Source organism: Halogeometricum rufum (genome assembly GCF_900112175.1).
Taxonomy (GTDB): domain Archaea; phylum Halobacteriota; class Halobacteria; order Halobacteriales; family Haloferacaceae; genus Halogeometricum; species Halogeometricum rufum.
On record NZ_FOYT01000001.1, the window covers coordinates 1,623,174 to 1,640,852 of the forward strand.

The window sequence follows — 17,679 nt, forward strand, 5'->3', positions numbered from 1 at the left end:
GAGCCGTTCGCAGATTCCTGACGGGTGAGAACGGAGGAACCGGACGGACCCGGCCGGTGGAAACAGGATTATTACCTCCCGACGAGGAGCGTCGGGCGTGCCCGCTGACAGAGCCTGCCCCGACTGCGACGAACCGATGGAACGGATGACGCTGAAGGGGAGCGACGTCGTCGGCGAGATACGGATGGTGTCCGAGGAGCCGACGGAGGGGTTTCTCAGCAGCATCCGCGCCGACGAGATTCTGACGCCCGTCCCGTACGTCTGCCCGTCGTGCCGGCGGACGCTGTTCTACGCCGAAGAGTGAGGCCGTCTCGCGCGGGTCACGTCCTACACCCCGCGCGGAGGGGGACGGCTCAGAACAGGCCGACGACGAACCCGACCCCCATGACGACGAGGACGGCGGCGGAGAACGCTGGGAGGTACGGCGTGTACCGTTCGACTCGCTCCTCGTAGTGCTGGTAGCCGGCTATCAGCAGCATCGTCAGTCCGACGATTCCCACGATGACGGTGACCGCGTACGCGCTCATCAGTTCGAGACAGTGGTTCGACCCGGCGCAGAGCGCGATTATCTCGAACTCCTCCTCGTGGGCGAATCCGAGGAGGAACGCGAACCACGCGATGCCCAAGAGACCCCGGTCGGTGGCGTCGTCGAGGTCACCGTGGGAGTGCGAGTGGCCGCCGAGAAACGGGACGAACCCCTTCACGCGAGCGAGTCGGCCGCCGTCGTCGTGGTCGTGGGTGTGGTGGCCGCCGTGGTCGTGAGTGTGCCCCTCTTCGTGGACGTGGTCCTGCCCGCGTCCGGGCTTCTCCATCTCGGCGACGGCGTACCGATGGCCGTCCCCGACCGAGCGGTCGCGGTCAGTGTGGTCGTGGGTGTGTCCGTCGTCGTGGTCGTGGGTGTGTCCGTCGTCGTGGTCGTGGGTGTGTCCGTCGTCGTGGTCGTGGGTGTGTCCGTCGTCGTTCCCGTGTCCGTGCGAGTGGCCGTGGAAGTACTCCCGGATACCGAGGGCGACGAGCAGGACGCCGGCGACGAGACTGACGGGGCCGCCGATTTGGACGCCGCCGAGTATCGTCATCGGTTCGTTCACCTGCGTGAGGTCGAAGTACGACTTCGCGTAGAAGAATACCGCGACCATCGCGATGCTGCTGACGAGGTGGCCGATGCCGAGGATGAAACTCGCCGCGAACCCGTACACCCACTTGTTCGTCTGGTCGAGCGCGTAGGACGCGGCGACCGGCCATCCGTGGCCCGGTTCGATGCCGTGGACGGCACCGAGTGCGACTGCGCCGACGAGGAGGCCGAGTGCTTCGCCGTGTAACATCTCTGTGCGAGGAACTCCCTCAACGACGTGTATAACGGTTGTTACTACCGAATCGGGGGAATCGTCATACGGGGGGACTCTTGTAGCGGCGCGACGAGGCAGGAGGTATGCGAACGAGCTTCAACATCCCGGACGAGATGGTCGAGGAGTTCGACCGTGTTTGGCAGGAACAGGGGATAGAAAACCGGTCGCGGGCGGTCAGAGAGGCGATGCTGGAGTACATCGAGTCCCACTCTCGCCTCGAGGATACGAGCGGCGAAGTCGTCGCTCTGGTCGCGTTCGACTATCGACACGACGAGGTGATACAGGAACTGCACGACGTCCAGCACGACTACCCGGACGTGATTCTCAGCACGAGTCACACCCATCAGGGCGAGTGGTGTCTCGAATCGCTGTTCTGTCGGGGGCCCGCAGAGCGAGTGCGCGAACTCACCTATCGGCTCCGAGACTTCGACGGCGTGCGCCGAGTGAAGGTGATGGTAATCCGCGACAGCGTCGAGTGAGTCGGCCGGTGCGACTGCGACCGTTCACCGGTTCTCTCGTTATCCGACCTTGTTCAGGTTCTTGACTGACGTTACAGATTTCGCCCACGTTGTACGTTCGTGCCGCGTGATGGAAGACTTGTCACCCACTCGTTCGAGAAGCGACGAGGACGCCCGCGGAACCACTGACGATTTCCACGTCGGTGAGCGTGAAGCCCGTATCGGCGAGCAGGTTCGCAACAGTCCCCATCCGCGGGAGTGTTTCGTAGCCGCCCCGGGGCTCCGGTGGCCCGAAGAACATCTTATCGGCAACGACGAGGTGGCGGGGGTTGAGCGACGAGATACCCTCGATTGCGGCCCGTAACGTCCCCTCACCGCCCTCGTCGTACGCCATGTAGAGCGCGTAACTCGCGACGACGACATCCACCGCCTCCTCGACGTTCGGTTCCCGAAACGAACCGTGGTCGAACGAGACGTTTTCGACGCCTCTCTCCGCTGCCTTCTCCCGAGCATATCGAAGCCACTCGTCGTCGATGTCGCGCCCGAGGACGCGGTCGCACTTCGATGCGAGTTCAAGCGCGACGATTCCGGTTCCGGTCCCCACGTCAACCACCGTATCGTCGCGTTCGATCGGTGCGTGTTCGACGATGTACGAAACGCACGTCTGGTACGCCTCGTCCGCCGCGCTGTCCTCGTCGTAGTCCATCGGCGTGTACCCGTGATAGTCGTTCTCCGTTTCGTTCATTGGTACTCAGCAGTAGCGACGGTGGGAGGATAAGGGTTCCAAGAGTAATCGTCGACAGGTCTCCGAGGGGGCGTCGTACCGTCGCTCGGGATTCACGCGATACCGAACACCACGTTTCGTGCTACCGACTTTCTCTCTGTTCCACCTTGTTCAATTCGATGAGCAGTCGGAAGATGGCTTTCACGAGGTTCGAGTCCACCTCGAAGCGCTCTGCGTTCTCGCCGGCGCGGTCCATCACGACTTCCTCCTGCCCCTCGTCGGTGGTCGGCAGGTCGCGTTCGTCTTTCACCTGCGCCACGGTGTCGGCGACGTACGTCCGGCGGGCGATGAGTTCGACTATCTCGCGGTCGATGTCCGCGATTTCGGTCCGCAGTTCGTCGAGGCTCATGTCGTCGGGCAGTTTCTCCGTCTGGTCGGTCGTCCGCTGTGTGTCTCGTGTCATCGTACGTATGCTCCGTCGTTTCGCGTCGTCGTCAGCCACGTCGTGCCGTCCCGTTCGGCCCACAGGGCCCGCACCCGTTCGAGCGACGAGTCGCCCGGTTCGGCCACCGCGACGACGCTCGGGCCGGTGCCCGAGAGGGAGACGCCGGCCGCGTGCGGCATCGCCTCCACGGCGGGGTCGGTGGGGAACCCCAGCGCGGCCGAGAACGCCAGTCCGTTGACCGTCATCGCCTCGCCGTAGCGACCGTCGAGGGCGAGTTCGGCGACCAGTTCGGCCATCGGCGCGACGTTCGCGCAGGCGTCCACGTCCGCGTCGGCGCTGTATGCGCGTTCGTCGGGCGTCCAGACGAGGACGTCCCACTCGACCGGGTCGCGGGCGAGCAGTTCGTCGGCGTCGTTGTCCGTCACCGTCGCGCCGCCGAGCATCGACGCGGAGGCGTCGTCGAACGCGCCGGTCACGGTGACGCCGACGTCGCGGGCGGCCCGCACGCCGAGTCGGCAGGCCTCGGTCCGGTCGGGGTCGGCGCCGAGGGCGTCCGCGGTGGCCAGCACCGTCGCGTTCGCCGCGGCGCTCGAACTCTTCAGGCCCGCGGCCATCGGCACGTCGCTCTCGGTGCGGACGGTCCCGCCGTGGTCGTCGTCGCCGTACCGTTCGACTGCGAGTTCGACGCATCGTTCGACGAGTCTGGTGTCGGCGTCGGCGTCCTCCGCGACGGACCCCCGGACCGACTCGGAGTCGTCGAGTTCGACGGTGGCGGTGGTCTCCGCGTCGATGGCGAACGCCGACCCCACGCCCGTCGAGAGGGCGTTCAGAATCGTCCCCGCCCCGAGTGCGACTGCGCGGCCGTGCATATCAGTACGGAACCGAGCGAACTGAAAGGTGTAGCGGTCCCCGCCGTATTGGCCTCTGTCTGCGCGGCCGCGGTCGGGAGTCACGGCGGCGACGCCGCAGACGCCCGCGACGCCGTCGCCGACTGCTCACGCCTCGCGCCGGACCATCCCCAGCACCGTCCACGTCACCACCGTCTCGTCGTCGCCGTTCGTGCCGGTCACGGCCACGTCGACGTAGCCGCGTTCGGGGTTCGACTCGGAGGGGCGCTTGGAGACGACTTCGACCGAGGCGGAGAGCGTGTCGCCCGGTCGGACGGGTCGCTGCCACCGCAGGTCGTCGACGCCGCGGCCGCCCATGAAGGCGACGCGAGAGAAGAACGCCTCCGTCGCCAGTCGGTTGCAGGCGCAGTAGGTGTGGAGTCCGCTGGCGACGAGGCCGTCGAACATCGACGCCGCGCCCGCCTCGCGGTCGAGGTGGAACGGTTGCGGGTCGTACTCGCCCGCGAAGGCGGTGATGTCGTCCTCCGTGAGCGTCGTCGTCCGTTCGGCGTCGAACGTGTCGCCGACGGCGAGTGCCTCGTACGAGAGCGTCGCGTCGGCGTCGGATACCGGCGTCGCGTCCATACCGCCCGGGCGCGAGCGACCGACAAATCGGCACCGATTCCGCCGCGCGCCTCCCGCAGTTCGACCGCGCGTATCGCGTCGCTTTTCACCGCTCCGGCGTAACGCCGGGACATGAGCGCGCGAAACGACGTGCCGCCGAGCACCCTCGGCGTGGAACTGCTCGACCACGGCGTGCAGGTCGAGTACACCGACGGGCGGACGACTCTCTATCACGGCGTGCCGGAGGCGGTGACCGGGACGCTCACCACCCGACCGGCGACGGAGACGCACGTCCTCGTGACGGACCCGACGGAGACGGAGGGCGTGATGATATACGTGAACGACCTGAAGACGCACGACGACATCCTCGAGTCCTCCGGCGTCGGTCGCGTCATCCTCGAACCGGACGAGGAGGAGGAACTGTTCCCGGGCGTCACCGTCCGCCGGACCGAGGGGATGCGAACCGAAGTCGAGGCGGACCCGGAGGTGGCCCGCGGGCGCGTGTTCGTCTTCGAGGAGGACGACTGGGGGGAGTCCTCCTACGAGTTCGTGACCGAGTGATGTCGCTCCGGAAACGCTGGCGACCGCTCGAACGGGCGACGGTCGGGGCGGCGCCGGACGCCTACGGCGTCGTCGAGTTCGGCGACGACGACGGCGAGGTGGTCCGCGCCGCCGCCGGCTTCCTGCCCGACGAACTCCGCGAGGAACTCTCCTACGGCGACGCGGCGAAGGTCCGCTGGAAGCGAGCGCAGTCGCGCGACCACGCCGAACGCCTCCTCGCCGACCTGTAGCCTCCCATCTCCGGGGGCCTTCCGCTCCGTGCTCCGCTCTCCCTCCGTCACCGGCCGGACTACTGGAGGTACGACGGACTGTCGTCGTCGCTGTCGCAGTTCGTCTCGTGCGTCTGCGCGTCGGATTCGGCGTCGAACATCAGCCCGCACTCGTCACAGCGGTACCACGTCGCGCCGTCTTTCTCCGTCGTGGACACCATGTGAAGTGGTGTGCTATCACGACGCATAACGTTTCTGCCAAACGACGGCGGGCGTTCGGACGGGATGTGAGAGGCGGTGACCGACAGTCGTCGAACCGACGGCCGACCGCCGGTTCGCCGGGTGAGATTCGACCGCCGGACGACCGCTCGCAGACGCTACTCTCAAGACCGACGCACCCGAAGCCGACGCCATGGCAGACGACGAGGGCCTCGAACTCACCGTTCGCGGGGCGGAGAAGCGAGACGCCGGGCGGGGCATCGCTCGCCTCCCCGAGGGGGCGCGGCAGCGTCTCGGCGTCCTCAGCGGCGACACGGTGGTCGTCGAAGGGGGCCGCGAGACGGTGGCGAAAGTGTGGCCCGCCGGCGGCGGGACGCCCGACGGCGTCGTCCTCATCGACGCCGACACGCGGGCGAACGCCGACGCGAAGATAGGCGAGACGGTACACGTCCGGAAGGTGGACGTCGAGGACGCCGCGTCGGTGACGCTGTCGATGCCCGACGACGTGGCGTTCTCCGACGACGACCGGGCGGTCGAACTCATCAAGCGGGCGATTCAGGACCGCCCCATCCAGTCGGGCGGACAGATTCGCTTCGAGTCGCTGAGTTCGGACCCGTTCGTCGTCAGCGAGACGTCGCCGGACGGCATGGTCCGCGTCACGTCGTCGACGCGGCTGAAACTCACCAAGGAGGGCCGCGTGAGTCGCGTCGTCACCAGCGTCTCCGGCGGCGAGGACGAGGACGCTCCGACCGGCGTCACCTACGAGGACATCGGCGGCCTCGACGAGGAGTTGGACCTCGTCCGCGAGATGATCGAACTCCCCCTGTCGGAACCGGAGGTGTTCGCCCACCTCGGCGTGGACCCGCCGAAGGGCGTCCTCCTGCACGGCCCGCCGGGCACCGGGAAGACGCTCATCGCGAAGGCCGTCGCCACCGAGGTGGACGCGACGTTCATCACCATCTCCGGCCCGGAGATAATGTCGAAGTTCAAGGGCGAGTCCGAGGAGAAACTCAGAGAGAAGTTCGAGGAGGCGCGGCAGAACGCGCCGGCCATCGTCTTCTTCGACGAGATAGACTCCATCGCGGGCAAGCGCGACGACGGCGGCGACGTGGAGAACCGCGTCGTCGGCCAACTGCTCAGCCTGATGGACGGGCTGGCCGCCCGCGGCGACGTCATCGTCATCGGCGCGACCAACCGCGTGGACTCGCTCGACCCCGCACTCCGTCGCGGCGGTCGGTTCGACCGCGAAATCGAAATCGGCGTCCCGAACGAGGTGGGGCGCCGGGAGATTCTGGAGGTCCACACCCGACGGATGCCGCTCGCAGAGGACGTGGACGTGGACCGCCTCGCCGCGCGGACCCACGGCTTCGTCGGGGCGGACCTCGAATCGCTGGCGAAGGAGGCGGCGATGACCGCCCTCCGTCGCGCCCGCCGCGGCGGCGAGACGATTTCGTTCGGCGAGTTGGAGGTCACCCGCGAGGACTTCGAGGCGGCGATGGCGAGCGTCGAACCGTCGGCGATGCGCGAGTACGTCGCCGAGGCACCGACGACGACGTTCGACGACGTGGGCGGACTGGAAGAGGCGAAGCGGACGCTGGAGCGAAGCGTCACGTGGCCGCTCACGTACGCGCCGTTGTTCGAGGCGGCGAACACGACGCCGCCGTCGGGCGTCCTCCTGCACGGCCCGCCGGGCACCGGGAAGACGCTGCTCGCGCGGTCCATCGCCGGCGAGAGCGGCGTCAACTTCATCCACGTCGCCGGGCCGGAACTGCTCGACCGGTACGTCGGCGAGTCCGAGAAGTCCGTCCGAGAGGTGTTCGAACGCGCCCGGCAGGCCGCGCCCGCCATCGTCTTCTTCGACGAGATAGACGCCATCGCGGCGAACCGCGACGCGATGGGGTCTGACTCGGGCGTCGGCGAACGCGTCGTCTCCCAACTGCTGACCGAGTTGGACAGGCTGGTGGACAACCCGAACGTCGTCGTCCTCGCGGCCACGAACCGCAAGGACGCCCTCGACCCGGCCCTCCTCCGGCCGGGCCGCCTCGAGTCGCACGTCCTCGTCCCCGACCCGGACGTGGACGCGCGGCGGGCCATCCTCGGCGTCCACACCCGCGAGAAACCGCTCTCCGACGACGTGGACCTCGACGAACTCGCGGCGCACATGGACGGCCTCTCCGGCGCGGACATCCAGGCGGTCTGCCGCGAGGCGACGATGCGGGCCATCGAGGAGGTGGCCGACGCCTACGAGGGCGCAGAGGCGAACGAACACGCCGACGAGATACTCGTCACGCAGGAACACTTCGACGCCGCCCTCGCCCTCGTCACGCCCGCCGAGGAGTAGACGCCCGCTTCCCTGACTGTCTCTGGAATCCACAATACGGCTTTATCGGAGCGTCACGCCTCCCTACAGTATGCATTCGGAACGCGCGACGGGGAGGGAACGGCCGTGAACACGTCCGGGTGGCGTCGTCGCGTCGACCGGGAGTGGGGCCAGTTGACCGGCGGCCCCGTCTCGGCGACGTGGTGGCTGGTCCGCGCCCTCCTCCGCGTCGCCTTCATGGAGGCGGTGTTCATGTTGCTGGCCTTCCTCGCGTTCCGACCCGACGTCCTCGCCGGCGTGGCCGCGGGGACGGCGTCGTGGTGGGCGGTGCTCGCCGCCGTCGCCACCACGCCCGTACTCCTCGGCGCGTTCCTCCTCGTCGGCGTCCTCGCCCTCGTCGCGCCCTTCCTCCCGCGACGGAACCCCGCGTATCCCGGGTCGTGGCGCTGAGACCGCTCGAACGCGCTCACTTCGCCAGACGCGCCCTGAAGTACCCGACGTCGCCGTAGCGCCGCACCTCGGCGACGGACCACGCCGTCCCCTCGCAGGTGTCGCGGAGTCGGTCCGGCGAGAACGTCCGAAACGAGAGTCGCGGGCCGACCAGGTCGCGGCCGCGGTACTCCACGCGGAACCGCCGGCGACCGACGCCCGCCTCGTCCGTCTCGCGGTGGCCGTGCGACCCGGCGGCCCGGGTCGGGTCGTACGAGTCCACCCACGCGTCGCCCGTCGCCGTCGTGACTCGCGCGAGTTCGCCGAGGAAGTCGCGGAGTTCGGCGCCCGACTGCGCGAGCGTCGCCTGCGTCCCGTTCACGAGCGCAGTCTCGAAGCGGTCCGCGCGGACGGGCGGGCGGAACATGTCGGCGACGAACGCGTCCACGCCGCGGGCGCGGGCCGTCCGGACGGCCATCGGACTCGCGTCGAAGGCGACGACGCGCCCGCGGAGCGAGACGACTCGGGCGTGCTTGCCCGCCCCGCACCCGGCGTCGAGGAGGGGCGTCTCTAACCCGTCCGCGAACGCCTTCGCCTCGTCGCTCCACCCCGCGTACGGCTCGAAGTAGTGGTGTTCGACCCGCGCGTCCCACGTCTCTCCCGTCGCCGGGTCGCGGTGGACGCAGGACCCGTCGTAGTCGCCGCGCAGGTAGTCCCACATCGCCGTGCCGAGAGCGTCGTCCGGCATGGGCGGTCGGACGACGGCGAACGTGATAAACTCCCGACGTGTGTGGGTATCTAACGTGATAGGCCGGCGCTCGCGGCGAGGCGGTGACGCGTGGTCGGTGGGTCGGTCCGCGCGTCGTCGAACGCCTCCCGGCGGCGGTTGCGTCGTCGTAACCTGGTGATGCGACCGTTGCCGGAGCTATATCCGGTTCGCGAACGAACTGGATTGCGAGATGAAACCACGAACTTCGGCGGAGTCCGCGACGCGGCACGCGGGCGTCGCTCCGCACCGCGCGCCGCACGGAGGACCGGTGTGACGGCCACCTCGGACGCGGGCGCGCTCCCGGACGGGACGCGTCTCGGGCGGACGGCGCTCCGCGTCTCTGATCTCGGGGAAGTGACCGCGTTCTACCGCGACGTCGTCGGACTCGGCGTCCTCCACCGCGCGGAGACGACTGCGGTCCTCGGCGTCGACGAGTCGCCGCTACTCGTCTTGGAGGGGGACGGAGACGCACCCGAACGGGGCCGGACGCGCGCGGGCCTCTATCACAACGCGTTCAGACTCCCCTCGCGCGGGGCCCTCGGCGACGCACTGCGGCGAGTGCGGGACCGGTGGCACCTCGACGGCGCCTCCGACCACCGCGTCAGCGAAGCCCTGTACCTCACCGACCCGGAGGGGAACGGCGTCGAACTGTACCGCGACTTCCCGCGCGACGCGTGGCCCGTGACCGACGACGGCACCGTCCGGATGAGCACCGACCCCCTGGACCTCGACGCCGTCGAAGCCGCCGCCGCGGGCCGGTCGGACGCGCCGCCGGACACGGACGTCGGGCACGTCCACCTCGAGACCACCTCGCTGGAGTCGTTCCGGTCGTTCTACGTGGACACCGTCGGCTTCGAGATGCAGATGTCGGTCCCCGCCGCGTCCTTCGTCTCGGCGGGCGGGTACCACCACCACGTCGCGGCGAACACCTGGAACCGCCGGACGGAGCCCGTTCGGGGCCGCGGTCTGTCGTGGTTCGAGGTGGTCGTGCCGGATTCGACCGCGTTCGACGCGCTTCGAGAACGGTTCGCAGAGCGCGGCCGTCGGCCGGCCGAGACGGACGACGGGTTCGCCGTCACCGACCCGGACGGTAACGAGGTCCGGTTCAGGGGCTGCTAGCCGACGGCCGAAGGCAGATGACCGACGGCCGCGGGCCGCGAGTCACCGCGCGCCGAACGGGGCCACTCGGGGGCTGTCAGTCCCAGAACGACTGCGTGCGGGCGTACTGTCGCTCCTGTTCGAGGATGTCGCGGTAGAAGTCGTCCTCGTCCTCGCGGAGGTTACCGATGATGCGCGCCGCCGTCTGCGGGCCGACGCCCCGGGCGGCGAGGGCGACGACGGCCTTCCGCCCGTGGCTCTGGACCAGACTGGCGGACCGGTACGCCCGCCTCTTCAGTCGCTCCTGCTCCTCGTCGGGGTCGTTCGCGCGGACGGCCTTCACCGTCTCGTCGTCCCACGGGTTCAGGCAGGCGATTCGGGTCGCGCCGCACTCCGGACACTCCGGCTGGTCGCGGACGCGGCGCACCTTCCGCGTCGTCTTCCAGTCGGTGCAGTGCAGGCACAGGAGGATGACCCGGTCGTTCCGGATTCGCTCCTTGACGGCCTGGATGACGCTCGCGTCGGCGTTCTCGGGAACGAGGAGTTCCCGCCCGCTGGACCGGCCGTCGATACCGATGGGCGTGCGTTCCCGCGCCGTCTCCAGCGCCACCTCGCCGGTCTGAATCCGCCGGAGCAACTCGGCCGTCTCCGCGACGGCCAGGTCGACGTGGAACACCTCCCGGACCGCCTCGTCGTAGACGGGCGTGTCTTCGAGGGCCGCCAGCAGTCTGTCGCCGCCGAACCGCTGGTTCCCCTGATAGCGCTTCAGCGCGCCGAACTTCGCCGCCACCTGCGCCAGCGTGAACTTCAGCGACTCGGAGTGTTTCAGGGCGAGTTCGAGGACGCCTTCGACGTGGTCTGGGTCCGTCGTCTCCAACACCTCCGTGAAGTCGTGGACCGAGGCGCTCGGCGGCACCTCGAACTCGACGCGGTAGGCGTCCGTCTCGATACCGACCGAAGACCCGGTGCGCTGGCCGACGAGAGCGGCCAGCATCCGTCCCAGCGTCTCGTTGACGCGGTGGCCGTACGGGGAGTTGAGGACGACGTTCCGCCCCTGCCCCTCGAGGACGAGTCGGTCGGCCGTCGGCACCGGCAACCCGGCCTCGACCTGTCGTTCCGTGGGCCGCAGCGACTTCGAGACGGTGCGCTCGTCCGTCGGGTAGCGCCCGAGGAAGTCGCGCGCGACGGCGTTCCGTTCGCCGCCCATCTCGAACTGCCGGGCCGCCGTCTCTCGAATCTCGCCGACCTCTCCGGCGACGTGCGCGGGGACGGGTATCTCGCTCCCGGTCCACGACGGCACCTCGCCCGAGGGGTCCTCGATGGGCGTGACGTTCACCCGCGCCTCGTCGTCGTCGATGTCGTTGATGCGCCACATCTCGCCGCGCTGGATGAACGACGCGCCCGGTTCGGCGAAGTTGACGACGAACCGTTCGTCGAGCGTCCCTATCTGCCCGCGCGAGGACATGTCGTACACGTCGTACGTCTCCTCGTCGGGTATCATCGACAGGTTCGCGTAGAAGTACTGCCAGGTGCCGCCGGACTTCTCTAACAGGTCCTTCTCCTCGTTCACCCACAGCAGGCGGTTGCTCGACAGCTCTCGCACTATCTCGCGGAACGTCTCCTCGTCCACGTCGCGGAACGGGTACGCGGCGGTGACCAGATCGTACGTCTCCCGCGCGGACACCTCGCCGTAGTCCATCACGACGCCGACTATCTGGTTCGCCACGGTGTCGAGGCTCGCGTGGTGGATGCGCGCGGGTTCGACCTCACCCGCCTCGGCCTTCCGCGCGATGGCCAACGCCTCGTGGGTGTCGTCCGGCGAGGAGGTGACGATGGTCCCGTGGGAGGTCTGGTCGCGGCGGTGGCCCGCCCGGCCGACGCGCTGGAGGAGGCGCGACACCTCGCGCGGACTGCCGTACTGGACGACGTGGTCCACCCGCCCCACGTCGATGCCGAGTTCCATCGAGGAGGTGCAGACGAGGCCGTCCAACTCGCCGGACTTGAACCGGTCCTCCACGTCGATTCGCACGTCCTTCGACAGCGACCCGTGGTGGAGTTCGATCGGTTCGTCGAGCGCCTTGAAGCGCGAGCCGAGGGCCTCCGCGGTCTGTCTGGTGTTGACGAACACGAGCGTCGACTCGTGGTCGCGCACGATGTCGCGGATGGCCCGGACGTGGCTGGCCATCTCGTCCTCCGTGGCCAACTGACCGGCCAGCGTCTGGTCCTCGCGGGTCACCTCGGGGTGGACGACGGTGAACTCCACCTTGCTGCCGGCCTCCACCTCGACGATGTCGAACCCGCGGTCGCCGGTGAGGAACTTCCCGACTTCCTCGGGCGACCCCACCGTCGCCGAGAGGCCGATGCGCTGGAACGGGCCCGCCAGCGCGCGGAGGCGTTCGAGTCCGACGGTCAACTGCGCGCCGCGCTTGGCCGAGGCGAGTTCGTGCACCTCGTCGACGACGACGTGCCGCACGTCCGACAGCGCCTTTCGCAACTTCTCGCCCGTCAGCATCGCCTGCAGCGTCTCGGGCGTCGTCACCAGCACGTCCGGCGGGTCGTTCGCCTGCTTCTGTCGCTGGTACTGCGTGGTGTCGCCGTGCCGCACGTCCACCTCGACGTCGAGTTCCGCGCCCCACCAGTCGAGTCGCTCCCGCATGTCGCGGTTCAGCGCGCGAAGCGGCGTGACGTACAGCGCCGAGATGCCCGCCCGGTCCTCGGCGTCAGATTCGACGATCGCGTCGAGGACCGGGAGCATCGCCGTCTCCGTCTTGCCCGTCCCGGTGGGGGCGATGACGAGGGCGTCGTTCCCGGCGGCGAGCGGGGGAATCGCGCGTCGCTGTGGCTCCGTGGGCGTCGTGAATCCGCGTTCGGAGAGCGCCGCGCGGACCGTCTCGCCGAGGGCGGTGAACGCGTCCATCCCCTGCACGCGGGTCGCGTCTGCCATCGTCAGCCGTAACGGTGCGAGCGGATTAAGCACACCGCTCGCGGCGTTCGAGGCGTCGTCACTCCGCGAGGAAGCGGTACGCGACGCCGGCGAGGATGACCAGCGCGCCGATGGTGAACGTGGGGGGGAAGGGGAGCAGGAACAGGGCGATGCCGGCGACGATGATGGCGGTGGACGTTCGCATGACCGGCCGATTCTCGCGGCCCACGGTTAGCTCTATTCGCCCTCCGCCGGACATTCATGAGCGAGGGGGACGAACGACTGGGCGTGCGTCCCCGCACCGCGTACCTCTGCTCGCTGTTCGCGTTCGGCACCGCCGGCGTCGCAGGCGGCGTCGCGGACTACGTCGCAGACGGCACGGCGTGGTCGGCAGTCGCCGTCCTCGGCGGCGGCGTGATACTCGGCGTGGTCGGCTACAACGCCGTCCGTCCGGCGGCCTACGACGGCCCCGAGGAGTGGGGTCCGCTCCTCTACCTGACGGTCGCCGGGAGCGTCCTGTTCGCCCTCGCCGTCGGCTGGGAGTTCGTCTGAGCGGCTTCAGGCGTCCGACGGCGGCCTCACACCGACCGGTACGGCCCGAGTCGCGTCCCGTCCAGCAGGTAGGCGTCGGCGTCGAACACGCCCGCCGGGAGGAACGGCGAGAGGAATCCCTGTCCCTCGACGTTCACCCACGTGCCGCCGGAGCGGTCGTTGAACGCCGGGAAGACGACGAGTTCGGGCCCCTTCCAATCGAGGTCGGTCGCGTCCAGTCCCAACTGCTCGGCGAACGGGTCGGGGTTCATCGGCCCGCGAAGCCACGCCCGTTCCTTCCGGCCGCCGCCGACCGAGTCTTCGAGGCGGACCGCCGGATGTTCGTGCGCCGTGCAGACCACGTCGCTCTCGACCACCTCGCGCGACGGCCACGTGTGGCCGTGGGCGAAGCCGACGCGGCCGAGTCTGACGCCGGCACCGTCCGTCACCTCGATGCGGTCGCCGAACGCCTCGTCGATGCCGCCGTCGTGGTTGCCGCGGACCAGCGTCACCGGCACGCGGGCGGTGACTCGCTCCACGAACGTCTCCAACTCGTCGGTCTCGTCGCCGCGCGGGTTCCCGATGCGGTGACCCAGGTCGCCGAGGACGACCAGTCGGTCCGGGGCCGTCTCGTCGAGCAGTCGGGTGAGGCGCGCGAGGCGCACGTCGGCGTCGCTGTCGAGTTCCACGCCGCGTTCGTAGCGCAGGCCCGCCTCGATGCCCGCGTGGTAGTCGGCGACGACGAGTGCCGTCTCGTCGGCCGCCTCGGGACCGAGGCGCGCGACGGCCGCCGGGTCGCCCGGCACCGGTTCGACTATCGGCCGGTCGCCTCGGCGTGCCATCGGCTCAGATGGACTTCAGCGTCCCTTCGCTCGGTTCGTAGCACTTGCCGCTCATCAGCGCGTCCTGAATCGCGTCCTCGACGTCGCCGGCGTCCGCGCCGTAGCGGTCGACGATGGCGGAGACGACCGCCTCGCGGTCCGCGCCGTCGCCGTCGTCGAGGTCCGCCATCACCTCGACCACGGCGTCTTCGAGGTCCACGTCCGCGGCCGATTCGTCGGCGTCGCCGGATTCGTCCGCACCCGCCGGTTCGTCGCCGCCGGCCGAGTCGTCGGTGTCGCCGTCGGACGAAGCGGGGACCGAGTCGCCGGCCGCCGTCTGGGCCTCGTCGGGCGTCTCGACGTCGTCGGCGACGGCCCCGTCCGGGGAGTCGGCGGCCGCCGCGTCGGGTGACTGCGTGTCCGGGCGAGCGTCTTCCGGCGGCGCGGCCGGTTCCGCCGCCGAGTCCCCGCCGGTCGGCGCCTCGCCGTTCGTCCCGGCGTTCGCCTCGGCGGCCTGCGCCTCCAGGTCGTCGGCGTCCGGCACGTCGATGTCGGCCTCGCCCGGGTCGTCGACCTCGTTTCCGGTGGAGAACTCCGCGCCGAACTCCGCCTCTATCTCGGCGCGTTCCTCCTCGTCCATCTCGTACATCTCCCCGGTCGCGGCGGCGTCCGCGTCCGCGTCCGGTTCGTCGTCGCCCGCGTCGGTCGTCGCCGCGTCGCCCGCGTCGAAGTCGCCCAGACCGCCCGGGCCGTCGCCGTCGTCCGTCTCGGCCGCCGGTTCGTCGGACCTGCCCGCGTCGAAGTCGCCCAGACCGCCCGACTGTGCCGGCTCCGAGTCGTCACCGGCGTCGGCGTCGGTCGGCGATTCGGTCGGGTCCGGGTCCGCGGTCTCCGAGGGTTCGGGCGCCGCCGTCTCTGCCGTCTCAGGTTCCGACGCGTCCGCGTGTGCCGGTTCCTTCGTCTCCGTGGTCTCGGTCCCGGTCGGTGTCGGTTCGGACTGGTCCGATTCGGTCCCGGTGGTGGGTTCCGTCTCAGTGGGCGTCTCCGTGCCGTCTGCGGTCCCGGCCGGGGACGACGCCGCCTCGGCCGAACCGGGCGCTTCGTCGGTTCCGCCGGTCGCGGCGTCCGCGTCCGGCGTCGTCTCCGTATCCGACGTGGTCCCCGCGTCCGACGTGGTCTCCGTCCCCGTCGTCTCCGTCGTCGACTCCGCCGTCGTTTCCGCGCCCGTCGCTCCCGCGTCCGCCGTCTCCGCTCCGGTGTCCGCGTCGGCGTCGGCGTCGTCGCCCGCCGCGAGACCGCCTGCCTGGGCCGACTCGCGAGCCTCCGTAATCGCGACGTCGCCGCCCTCGGGCGGCGTCGACGCCGGAACGTCGGGGAGCGGTCCGAGTTCGTCCGGTCCGGCCTCGTCGGGGGCGACGCTCAGCGAGTCCACGGCGTCGCGTTCGCCGGCGACGAGTTCGAGCGCCTGAACCGCCATCGTCCGGACGGCTTCGAGGTAGTGTTCGGTCGTGCCGTAGTGGTCGATGGCGAGGGGGACGCCCGTCGCTAACGACTCGTCCACCCCGCGCGCTTCGAGGACGGCGCGCAGGTCGTCGCCGCGGTGGTCCAGCGCCGACGCGGCCCGCATCGTCGCGACGCGTTCGAGCGTCGCGCGCGCGGCGGCGACGACCCACCGGTCGCGCGTCGCCGCGTCGACTTCGTTGATGCTCTCCGGGCGGACGGAGGTGAACACGCGGTCGGAGTCCTCGGGTTCGTACGTCCGCGCCTTCCCCGTCAGCGAGACGAACATCGGCGGCGTCGACCGGTCGAGGAAGTTCATCGCCTCGGGCTGGTACTGGCCGGCGTAGGTGACGAAGACGTCCGTGGGGTCGGCCACGCGCCCCCGCAGGACCTCCTCGTTCACCGACTCGACTTCGGTGAGTGCGCCGACGGCGAACAGGCGGTTCACCCGCGCGCCCGTCGGCGTGACGACGTAGTTCGGCGCGCGTTCCTCGTCGCCCTCCGAGTACGACAGCGTCGCGTCGTCGAACTCCGCGGCGAACAGGCGGTACGCGACCTCGCGGCGGTTCTCTATCGCGCTCATGCCCGCACCTCCGAGAGCAGGGCCGTCGCGCGGTCGGCGGCGTCGTCGGTCGCCTCGGCGAACTCGGTCGCCTCGAGGTTCGCGCCGTAGTCGTCCACCGAGAGGTTGCCGCGGACGCGGAACTCCCGGCCGACGACCTGTCGGCGAATCTCGTCGGCGACGACTTCCTTGTCCATCGCCTCGCGGGCCGCTTCCATCGCCTCGGCCATCGTCCCGCCGTACAGTCGCTCCGTCAGGTCGCGGTCGAGGACGGCGGTCACGGTCCCGCTCCCGTCGTCGATAATGGCCTTCACGCGCATGTCGTCCTCGCCGTCGACGTCGCCGTGCGTCCGGCACTGGCTGTTCTGGAGGACGCGCCCGCAGTCCGGACAGCGCTCGATGAGGCCCGACCCGTCGCGGACTTCGAGCAGGTTGCCGACGACTTCCACGTCGAACATCCCGCCCGACCCGACGGCCTCGCCGACGCGCATCCGCGGCGCCTCGTCCTTCACGTCCACGTCGCGTCCGAGGGGAGTCACCGTCGTGAACTCAGAGAGGTTCACCTGCGGGACGCCGCGGAACTCCCGGACGTACACGTCCTCGAAGCGGAACGTCTCGCCCTCGCGGAGTTCGGGTCGCGCCCCCCAGTCGGTGAAGGGGAGTCGCGCGGACTCGTCGGCGACGACGCCCGACCGGATGGTGGTGTCGCCGTCGCGCCCGGAGATGGTCCGCTCCTCGGATTCGAGTACCTGAACCTCCACGTTGCGGCCGCGGTCACCCGCGCGCAGGTCGACGAGGTTCGTGTCGCCGCCCGTTTCGTACGGCGTCTCGACGGGCGTCGTCTCGACGGCGACGGTGGTGCTCTGCCCGAGGTTCAACTCGGGTTCGCCCTCCCACTCGCGCACGTTGGCGTTCCCGACGGTCACGGAGTCGCCCGCCTCGAAGCCGAAGTCCTCCCACGACGTGTAGGATATCTTCCCCGTCGCGTCCGCGAGTTCGCCCTCTCGGATGGTCTGCTCTTCGCCCTGATAGCGAATCGAGCGCCGTCCGACGGTCAGCACGCGCACGGTGACGGTGACGTTGCCGTTCTCGGTGGTCACGTCGGCCACGTCCTTCGCCGTCGGGGAGGCACTCCCGCCGGAGTCGCCGCCGTGTTTGCGGCGGATGCTCTGTTTGGCTTCGTCGATGGGGACGCTGTACGACAGCAGGTTCTTCAGGTCGGATTTGACCTCCGATTTGTCTACTCCGAGGGTGGAGGCGAGTTCCTCGGCGTGTTCGTCCACGTTCATCGTCCGACGTTGCGTCCCGTTCGG

20 protein-coding genes are annotated in these 17,679 nt (G+C 69.7%); 8 read left to right on the top strand and 12 right to left on the bottom strand.

Annotated features, from left to right (window positions below; genetic code table 11):
• The first annotated feature begins 97 nt into the window (after positions 1-97).
• Positions 98-304, top strand: coding sequence for a hypothetical protein (locus BM310_RS20910; protein ID WP_143105133.1), 207 nt, complete (start codon positions 98-100; stop codon positions 302-304).
• A 49-nt stretch (positions 305-353) separates the two neighbouring features.
• Here the strand turns inward: BM310_RS20910 and BM310_RS08390 are convergent, their stop codons facing one another.
• The gene (locus BM310_RS08390; RefSeq protein WP_089806425.1) at positions 354-1,322 is read right to left on the bottom strand and encodes a hypothetical protein; all 969 of its coding nucleotides are present in this window, start codon (positions 1,320-1,322) and stop codon (positions 354-356) included.
• 107 nt (positions 1,323-1,429) lie between these two features.
• On the opposite strand from BM310_RS08390, the gene BM310_RS08395 reads away from it, so the two are divergent.
• The gene (locus BM310_RS08395; protein WP_089806427.1) at positions 1,430-1,825 is read left to right on the top strand and encodes a CopG family ribbon-helix-helix protein; all 396 of its coding nucleotides are present in this window, start codon (positions 1,430-1,432) and stop codon (positions 1,823-1,825) included.
• Positions 1,826-1,946: 121 nt separating this feature from the next.
• Here BM310_RS08395 and BM310_RS08400 read toward each other — a convergent pair whose 3' ends face one another.
• From BM310_RS08400 to BM310_RS08415, 4 genes are all read right to left on the bottom strand, one after another.
• Positions 1,947-2,510, bottom strand: coding sequence for a class I SAM-dependent methyltransferase (locus BM310_RS08400; protein ID WP_245778447.1), 564 nt, complete (start codon positions 2,508-2,510; stop codon positions 1,947-1,949).
• A 160-nt stretch (positions 2,511-2,670) separates the two neighbouring features.
• Positions 2,671-2,991, bottom strand: coding sequence for a chorismate mutase (locus tag BM310_RS08405; RefSeq protein WP_089806431.1), 321 nt, complete (start codon positions 2,989-2,991; stop codon positions 2,671-2,673).
• Positions 2,988-3,842 carry a shikimate kinase gene (locus BM310_RS08410; protein ID WP_089806433.1) on the bottom strand — a complete coding sequence of 285 codons (855 nt, stop codon included), beginning with the start codon at positions 3,840-3,842 and terminating at the stop codon, positions 2,988-2,990. The genes BM310_RS08405 and BM310_RS08410 overlap by 4 nt, the downstream gene beginning before the upstream one ends.
• A 126-nt stretch (positions 3,843-3,968) precedes the next feature.
• Positions 3,969-4,445, bottom strand: coding sequence for a MaoC family dehydratase (locus BM310_RS08415; RefSeq protein WP_089806435.1), 477 nt, complete (start codon positions 4,443-4,445; stop codon positions 3,969-3,971).
• Between the two features lie 111 nt (positions 4,446-4,556).
• Between BM310_RS08415 and BM310_RS08420 the strand changes: the two genes are divergently transcribed.
• Both BM310_RS08420 and BM310_RS08425 read left to right on the top strand, forming a co-directional pair.
• Positions 4,557-4,985: a DUF5796 family protein gene (locus BM310_RS08420; protein WP_089806437.1), complete on the top strand. Its 429-nt coding sequence runs from the start codon at positions 4,557-4,559 to the stop codon at positions 4,983-4,985.
• A complete protein-coding gene (locus BM310_RS08425) occupies positions 4,985-5,215 on the top strand; it encodes a DUF7508 domain-containing protein (protein ID WP_089806439.1) in 231 nt (76 codons plus the stop codon). Before BM310_RS08420 ends, BM310_RS08425 begins: the two co-directional genes overlap by 1 nt.
• A gap of 59 nt (positions 5,216-5,274) precedes the next feature.
• Here BM310_RS08425 and BM310_RS21335 read toward each other — a convergent pair whose 3' ends face one another.
• Positions 5,275-5,415, bottom strand: coding sequence for a DUF7128 family protein (locus BM310_RS21335; RefSeq protein ID WP_177232562.1), 141 nt, complete (start codon positions 5,413-5,415; stop codon positions 5,275-5,277).
• Positions 5,416-5,606: 191 nt separating this feature from the next.
• On the opposite strand from BM310_RS21335, the gene BM310_RS08430 reads away from it, so the two are divergent.
• On the top strand, positions 5,607-7,754 hold the full coding sequence (locus BM310_RS08430; RefSeq protein ID WP_089806441.1) for a CDC48 family AAA ATPase: 2,148 nt from the start codon (positions 5,607-5,609) through the stop codon (positions 7,752-7,754).
• A gap of 105 nt (positions 7,755-7,859) precedes the next feature.
• Positions 7,860-8,183 carry a hypothetical protein gene (locus tag BM310_RS08435; protein WP_089806443.1) on the top strand — a complete coding sequence of 108 codons (324 nt, stop codon included), beginning with the start codon at positions 7,860-7,862 and terminating at the stop codon, positions 8,181-8,183.
• Positions 8,184-8,199: 16 nt separating this feature from the next.
• Here the strand turns inward: BM310_RS08435 and BM310_RS08440 are convergent, their stop codons facing one another.
• Positions 8,200-8,910, bottom strand: coding sequence for a class I SAM-dependent methyltransferase (locus BM310_RS08440; protein WP_089806445.1), 711 nt, complete (start codon positions 8,908-8,910; stop codon positions 8,200-8,202).
• A 291-nt stretch (positions 8,911-9,201) separates the two neighbouring features.
• On the opposite strand from BM310_RS08440, the gene BM310_RS08445 reads away from it, so the two are divergent.
• A complete protein-coding gene (locus tag BM310_RS08445) occupies positions 9,202-10,050 on the top strand; it encodes a VOC family protein (protein ID WP_245778448.1) in 849 nt (282 codons plus the stop codon).
• A gap of 76 nt (positions 10,051-10,126) precedes the next feature.
• On the opposite strand, the gene BM310_RS08450 is transcribed toward BM310_RS08445, so the two are convergent.
• Both BM310_RS08450 and BM310_RS21840 read right to left on the bottom strand, forming a co-directional pair.
• Positions 10,127-12,973 carry a DEAD/DEAH box helicase gene (locus tag BM310_RS08450; protein WP_089806449.1) on the bottom strand — a complete coding sequence of 949 codons (2,847 nt, stop codon included), beginning with the start codon at positions 12,971-12,973 and terminating at the stop codon, positions 10,127-10,129.
• 58 nt (positions 12,974-13,031) lie between these two features.
• Positions 13,032-13,157, bottom strand: a complete 126-nt coding sequence (locus BM310_RS21840; RefSeq protein WP_281246519.1) for a hypothetical protein — start codon at positions 13,155-13,157, stop codon at positions 13,032-13,034.
• A gap of 56 nt (positions 13,158-13,213) precedes the next feature.
• On the opposite strand from BM310_RS21840, the gene BM310_RS08460 reads away from it, so the two are divergent.
• Positions 13,214-13,504 carry a hypothetical protein gene (locus BM310_RS08460; RefSeq protein WP_089806452.1) on the top strand — a complete coding sequence of 97 codons (291 nt, stop codon included), beginning with the start codon at positions 13,214-13,216 and terminating at the stop codon, positions 13,502-13,504.
• 26 nt (positions 13,505-13,530) lie between these two features.
• Here the strand turns inward: BM310_RS08460 and BM310_RS08465 are convergent, their stop codons facing one another.
• Genes BM310_RS08465 through BM310_RS08475 form a run of 3 tightly spaced genes read right to left on the bottom strand, consistent with a single transcriptional unit; the run spans position 13,531 to position 17,655 of the window.
• On the bottom strand, positions 13,531-14,325 hold the full coding sequence (locus tag BM310_RS08465) for a metallophosphoesterase (RefSeq protein WP_089806454.1): 795 nt from the start codon (positions 14,323-14,325) through the stop codon (positions 13,531-13,533).
• 4 nt (positions 14,326-14,329) lie between these two features.
• On the bottom strand, positions 14,330-16,387 hold the full coding sequence (locus BM310_RS08470; RefSeq protein ID WP_089806456.1) for a hypothetical protein: 2,058 nt from the start codon (positions 16,385-16,387) through the stop codon (positions 14,330-14,332).
• A complete protein-coding gene (locus BM310_RS08475; RefSeq protein ID WP_089806457.1) occupies positions 16,384-17,655 on the bottom strand; it encodes a Single-stranded DNA binding protein in 1,272 nt (423 codons plus the stop codon). The genes BM310_RS08470 and BM310_RS08475 overlap by 4 nt, the downstream gene beginning before the upstream one ends.
• Positions 17,656-17,679: the final 24 nt, after the last annotated feature.